The following is a 5719-nucleotide window of genomic DNA, read 5'->3' as shown; positions in this document are numbered from 1 at the left end:
GCTTGCGGGTACATCAGCGACAGCGGCACCCAGGTGCCGTGATCCAGCGGGCGCTGGTCGTCGAGTTGCGCGGGCAGGTTGGCTGCGGCCAGCAGCCGAATGATTTCCGCCGCCAGTTGCGGGCTGCCGGGCGCCGGGTACTGCACCCGATAGAGCGCGGCGGGAAAGCCGCCAAAGTCATGCCAGGTCTGTGGCTGCGCCGCGCCGCCGACACGCAGCTCGTTGCTTTCCCAGTGCGCGGACACCACCACTATGGCGCGCGGCTTGGGCAGTTCGCTGGCCAGGCGGGCGAGGGCGGGGCCGCTGGCGCCGGGCTGTAGGGCCAGCATGGGGGAACCGTGGGAGATAAACAGACTGGGTAACATGGCAGACTCCTAAGCTATTGCCCTTATCGTCTATCGATTTGTCTGGCATAAAAAGCGCAAATACTCGGGTGGTTTGATCGTTTGGTTAGATTGGTCGCTTGGTTTGCTCGGAGTCGCTTGGTCTTGGCCGGCGCTTTCGCTCAGGATTGGCGACTGGATATTTCTAGGGAGTCAGCATGCACGCGGAGTTTTGGCAGGCGCGTTGGACGCGCAGTGAAATCGGCTTCCATTCGCCTGAGGTCAATCCTTATTTGCAGCGCCATTGGCCTAGTCTGGGGCTGGCAGAAGGCGCGCGGGTGCTGGTGCCCCTATGTGGCAAAAGCCTGGATCTGGCCTGGTTGGCAGGCCAGGGTTATCGCGTGCTGGGCGTCGAGCTGGCGCAGAAAGCGGTCGAGGACTTCTTCAGCGAACAGCAACTGCAGCCGCAGATCAGTCAGGTGGGCGACTGTGCGCTGTATCGCGCCGGCGCCGTGGAGATCTACTGCGGCGATTTCTTTGCCCTGACGGCGCAGCAGCTGGGCGATTGCACGGCGCTGTATGACCGCGCCGCGCTGATTGCCTTGCCGGCCGAGATGCGTGGGCGTTATGCAGCGCATCTGACGCAGCTTCTGCCCAAGGGTTGCCGGGGCCTGCTGGTGACCCTGGATTACGAACAGGAACAGATGGATGGGCCGCCCTTTGCCGTGCCCGATAGCGAGGTGCAGCAGCTGTTCGCCGAGGCCTGGCAGGTTGAAACGCTCGAGAGCGGCGATGTGCTGGGCGAGAACTGGACGTTTCTTCAGCGCGGGTTGCAGCGCCTGGATGAGCGGGTATATCGACTGCACAAGAGCTGAATCTCAGGCAGAAAAAAATGACCGGGAGACATTTTTAACGTCGCGTAGCGACGGCCCGAAGGGTGGCGGCCAGGGATGGCAGCCATAAAAATGGGCGACTCTAGAGTCGCCCTTTTTTGTTTTTGCTGACTTAGCCGCGCTGACGCAGGGCTTCGATACGCTCTTCCAGCGGCGGGTGGGTCATCAGCAGGCCGGCCAGACCGTGTTTGAGGCCGCCGTTGATGCCGAAGGCGGTCATGCTGCTGGGCATGTTCACCGGTATTTCCTGCTCGGTGCGCAGGCGCTGCAGGGCGGCGATCATGGCGCCGGTCCCGGCCAGGCGGGCGCCGGCCTCGTCGGCCTTGAACTCACGTTTACGCGAGAACCACATGACGATAATGCTGGCCAGGATGCCCAGTACCAGCTCGGCGAAGATGGTCGCGACGAAGTAGCCGATGCCCGGGCCGTCTTCGTTCTTCAGTATGACCTTGTCGACGAAGTTGCCGAAGATCCGCGCGAAGAACATCACGAAGGTGTTCACCACGCCCTGGATCAGCGCCAGGGTGACCATGTCGCCGTTGGCCACATGACCGATCTCGTGGGCCAGCACGGCTTTCACTTCATCCGGCGAGAAACGCTCCAGCAGGCCTTGGCTGACGGCTACCAGGGCGTCGTTTTTGTTCCAGCCGGTGGCGAAGGCGTTGGATTCGTAGGCGGGGAAGATGCCGACTTCCGGCATCTTGATCCCGGCGTCGCGGGCCAGTTCTTCCACGGTTTGCAGCAGCCACTGTTCGTGACGGGTGCGCGGTTGGGTGATGATTTCGGTGCCGGTGCTCATCTTCGCCATCCATTTGGAGATGAACAGCGAAACCAGCGAACCGGCAAAACCGAAGACTGCGCAGAAAACCAGCAGGCTGCCATAGTTCTGGCCGGTAAAGCGGTCGACCCCGAGCAATTTCAGGGTGATGCTGGCGATGATCAACACCGCAATGTTGGTGGCCAGGAACAGCATAATGCGCATCATGGTGGGTTGAGACTCCTCACGGGAAAGATCTGGGGTTATGCCGGCTATATAAGGGCGCGCCCCCCGGCACTTCAACCGGGGGACTATTTCAAACTATGTCGCTTGCACCGGTCAGGCTGCTTTCGAACAGCAGGCGGGCGAGACGGGCGATGCGTTCGCTGTGGCGTTGCCCCAGGGCTTCGCGCAGTTGGAAGGCCAGGGTGGCATGTACCCGGCGGATGCTCGGCGGCAAGGCGTCGCCTTCGCGCAGGGCGTGGGGTATGCCGCGGGTCAGGCGCAGAAAGCCCTTTTCAGTCAGCACGGCTTGGTCCAGGGCGTCGTAGCCTATGGGCGAGTCGAAGCGGATATAACCTTCTTCGGCCAGCCACAACAGGGCGCCCAGGCAGCTTTGATGGCGCGGCGTGGGCAGGCCGAATTCGTCCGGTTCTTCACGGCCGATCAGGTCTTCGACATACAGCGCGGCCTTGCGCGGAAACACCTGGTAGAGCGTCAGCAGGCCAGCGGCGGCGTCCTTGTAGAAGTCGTCTATCTGCAGGTCCATCAGAATTTGCCAATCAGCGAGGTGGGGAGGTAAGGCAGTAGGCGGCCCAGCAGGGCCCAGGGCCAGCCTGGGACATAGGCGCTGACATGGCGCTTGTCGATATGTTGGGCGATCAGCGCCGCGCCGCGTTCCACATCGATCAGAAAGGGCCGCTTGGCCATATCGCTGTTCAGCGGCGTGTCGATAAAGCCGGGCAGCAGCAGGGTGGTATCGATGTTCTTGCCCAGCAGTTCGGCGCGGGTGGCTTCCATATAGCTGATCAAGCCGGCCTTACTCGCCGAATAGGCGGGGCTGTGTGGCAGGCCGCGCTTGCCGGCCACCGAGGCGACCGCCACCAGGTGGCCATGGCCTTGCTGGCGGAACAGCGCGCAGGCGGCGTCCAGGCAGGCGATGGCGCCGATCAGGTTGGTTTCCAGAGTCAGCCTGGCGCGCTTGAAGTGCCCGCCACCGGCTTTGCCGGTCAAGGCGATGCCGGCGTTGGCGATCATTCCGTCCAGCCCGCCCAGGGCGTTGGCAGCCAGGCCCACGGCATCCTGGCAGGCGTCGTAGTCGGTCACGTCCAGGGGCAAGACCACCACCTTGCGGCCAAAGCGGGCCTGCAGTTCGGCGGCCAGCAGGTGCAGACTGTCCTCGCGGCGAGCGGCCAGGGCCAGGTCGTAGCCTTTGCCGGCCAGCTCGCGGGCCAGGGCGGCGCCTATGCCGGAGCTGGCTCCGGTCAGCAGATAGCGTTTGCCCTGGTCCATGGTGCTCTCCAATTACTGCTGGTAGGACTTGAGGAAGTTGCCGATACGGCCGATGGCCATCTCCAGTTCATCCACCCGCGGCAGGGTGACTACGCGGAAGTGATCCGGCCATGGCCAGTTGAAGGCGGTGCCCTGAACGATCAGCAGCTTCTCGGAAAGCAGCAGATCCAGGACGAATTTCTCGTCGTTATGGATAGGGCAGACCTTGGGGTCGATCTTCGGGAAGGCATACAGCGCGCCCATGGGCTTGACGCAGCTGACCCCGGGAATGTCGTTGAGCAGTTCCCAGGTGCGGTTGCGCTGCTCCAGTAGGCGGCCGTTGGGCAATACCAGATCATTGATGCTCTGGTAGCCGCCCAGCGCGGTCTGGATCGCATGCTGGCTCGGCACGTTGGCGCACAGGCGCATATTGGCCAGAATATCGATGCCTTCGATATAGCTCTGCGCCCGGTGTTTCGGCCCGGAAATGGCCACCCAGCCGGAGCGGAAACCGGCCACCCGGTAGGACTTGGACAGGCCGTTGAAGGTCAGGCACAGCACGTCCGGCGCCAGGGAGGCGGTGCAGATATGCACCGCGTCGTCATAGAGGATCTTGTCGTAGATCTCGTCGGAGAACAGCACCAGGTTGTGCTGGCGCGCCAACTCGACTATGTCCAGCAGCACTTCCTTGGAATACACCGCACCGGTGGGGTTGTTCGGGTTGATCAGCACCAGGGCCTTGGTGTTCGGGGTGATCTTCGCCTTCATATCGGCGATGTCGGGGAACCAGCCGGCCTGTTCGTCGCACAGGTAATGCACCGGCTTGCCGCCGGACAGCGCCACGGCGGCGGTCCACAGCGGATAATCCGGCGCCGGGATCAGCACTTCGTCACCATTATTGAGCAGGGCCTGCATAGCCATGACGATCAGCTCGGAGACGCCGTTGCCCAGGTAGATGTCCTCGATGCCGACGCCTTCCACCTGCTTCTGCTGGTAGTACTGCATCACCGCCTTGCGCGCGCTGAACAGGCCTTTGGAGTCGCTATAGCCTTGGGCGGTGGGCAGGTTGCGGATCACGTCCTGGAGAATTTCCTCCGGCGCTTCGAAACCGAACGGCGCCGGGTTGCCGATATTCAGCTTGAGGATGCGATGGCCTTCCTCTTCCAGGCGTTTGGCGTGCTTGAGCACAGGCCCGCGAATGTCGTAGCAGACGTTGGCGAGCTTGTTCGATTTGCTGAACTGCATGTGTGTAATCCCGATATAAGGAAACGCCGCGTAACAGCCACGGTCTCTTGCGCGGCAGGCTGTTGAAAACGTAGCGAGCGAAGGCTAGGCAAGGCGAAATCGGCCGAGGAAGCGGAGTGTACGAGTTGTACATGAGCATTCCGAGGCTGATTTCAACGCGGCATAGCCGAGCGCAGTAGTTTTTCAGCGGCCTGCCAGCCTTGGCAGGGTGTAACGCCGATGACAGACTGGGGTCGAATGATACGTGGCAGCCCGATCTTGGCAAAGGTACTGGTCGGGCTTTTTTATGGCCTGCCATCCATGGCGGTCACCCTTCTGGCCGTCGCTGCGCGACGTTAAAAATCGCTCCCGACGATTTTTTCTATTGAGGATTTTGCCCATGGACAAGCTGGAAAAACCCCTGGAAGCCTGGCGCGAAGAGCTTTCCGAGGAGCAGTTTCATGTATGCCGCCTGGGCGGCACCGAGCGCGCCTTTACCGGCGAGTATCACGACAGCAAGGTGTCGGGTATCTATCACTGTGCCTGTTGCGGCACCGAGCTGTTCGATTCGGACGCCAAATTCGATTCCGGCAGCGGTTGGCCCAGCTATTTCCAGCCGGTCAGCAAGGCGGCGATTGCCAGCCTGGATGACTTTAGCCATGGCATGCACCGCATCGAGGTGAAATGCGCCAAGTGCGACGCGCACCTGGGCCATGTGTTTCCCGATGGCCCGGCCCCCACGGGGTTGCGTTATTGCATCAACTCGGCGTCGCTTAAGCTGGTGCCGCGTACTTAACGCTTGCGTATAGGCCTGCCATCAGAGCGTAGGATGGGGCGCTTGGTGCACGGCTGCAAGCTAACGCATAGCGCTGTTGTGCCGTAACCCATCATGGCTCTGTTGATGGGTTACACGGCGCGCACAGGTCGCAGTCGCTTCGTGAGTTGTTTTCCTGCGCCGCTAACCCATCCTACGTTTGTGCTGTGGCCCGCTATCAGCGGGCCTTATTTTTCAGTAATTAAATTGCGCGCAA

7 protein-coding genes are annotated in these 5719 nt (G+C 61.7%); 2 read left to right on the top strand and 5 right to left on the bottom strand.

Features of this window, described 5'->3' with window-relative positions; all coding sequences use genetic code 11:
* Positions 1 to 365 (bottom strand): class III extradiol ring-cleavage dioxygenase (locus Q8Q83_RS16235; protein ID WP_305625164.1); only part of this gene is annotated, 365 nt, incomplete at its 3' end.
* A gap of 176 nt (positions 366 to 541) precedes the next feature.
* Between Q8Q83_RS16235 and Q8Q83_RS16230 the strand changes: the two genes are divergently transcribed.
* Positions 542 to 1198: a thiopurine S-methyltransferase gene (locus Q8Q83_RS16230; protein ID WP_305625163.1), complete on the top strand. Its 657-nt coding sequence runs from the start codon at positions 542 to 544 to the stop codon at positions 1196 to 1198.
* Between the two features lie 130 nt (positions 1199 to 1328).
* Here Q8Q83_RS16230 and htpX read toward each other — a convergent pair whose 3' ends face one another.
* The 4 genes from htpX to Q8Q83_RS16210 form a co-directional block, all read right to left on the bottom strand.
* On the bottom strand, positions 1329 to 2201 hold the full coding sequence (gene htpX, locus Q8Q83_RS16225) for a protease HtpX (protein WP_305625162.1): 873 nt from the start codon (positions 2199 to 2201) through the stop codon (positions 1329 to 1331).
* 88 nt (positions 2202 to 2289) lie between these two features.
* Entirely contained in the window at positions 2290 to 2742 is a 453-nt protein-coding gene (locus Q8Q83_RS16220; RefSeq protein WP_305625161.1) for a hypothetical protein, read from the bottom strand.
* Entirely contained in the window at positions 2742 to 3485 is a 744-nt protein-coding gene (locus tag Q8Q83_RS16215) for an SDR family NAD(P)-dependent oxidoreductase (RefSeq protein WP_305625160.1), read from the bottom strand. The genes Q8Q83_RS16220 and Q8Q83_RS16215 overlap by 1 nt, the downstream gene beginning before the upstream one ends.
* A gap of 12 nt (positions 3486 to 3497) precedes the next feature.
* Entirely contained in the window at positions 3498 to 4709 is a 1212-nt protein-coding gene (locus Q8Q83_RS16210; protein ID WP_305625159.1) for a pyridoxal phosphate-dependent aminotransferase, read from the bottom strand.
* 379 nt (positions 4710 to 5088) lie between these two features.
* Here Q8Q83_RS16210 and msrB point away from each other — a divergent pair, with 379 nt between their 5' ends.
* A complete protein-coding gene (msrB, locus tag Q8Q83_RS16205) occupies positions 5089 to 5484 on the top strand; it encodes a peptide-methionine (R)-S-oxide reductase MsrB (RefSeq protein ID WP_305625158.1) in 396 nt (131 codons plus the stop codon).
* Positions 5485 to 5719: the final 235 nt, after the last annotated feature.

The sequence above is a fragment of the Pseudomonas sp. genome (assembly GCF_030696055.1).
Lineage (GTDB): Bacteria > Pseudomonadota > Gammaproteobacteria > Pseudomonadales > Pseudomonadaceae > Aquipseudomonas.
Note: the sequence above shows the minus strand (reverse complement) of the source record. Positions and strands in the feature narration are given on the sequence as shown.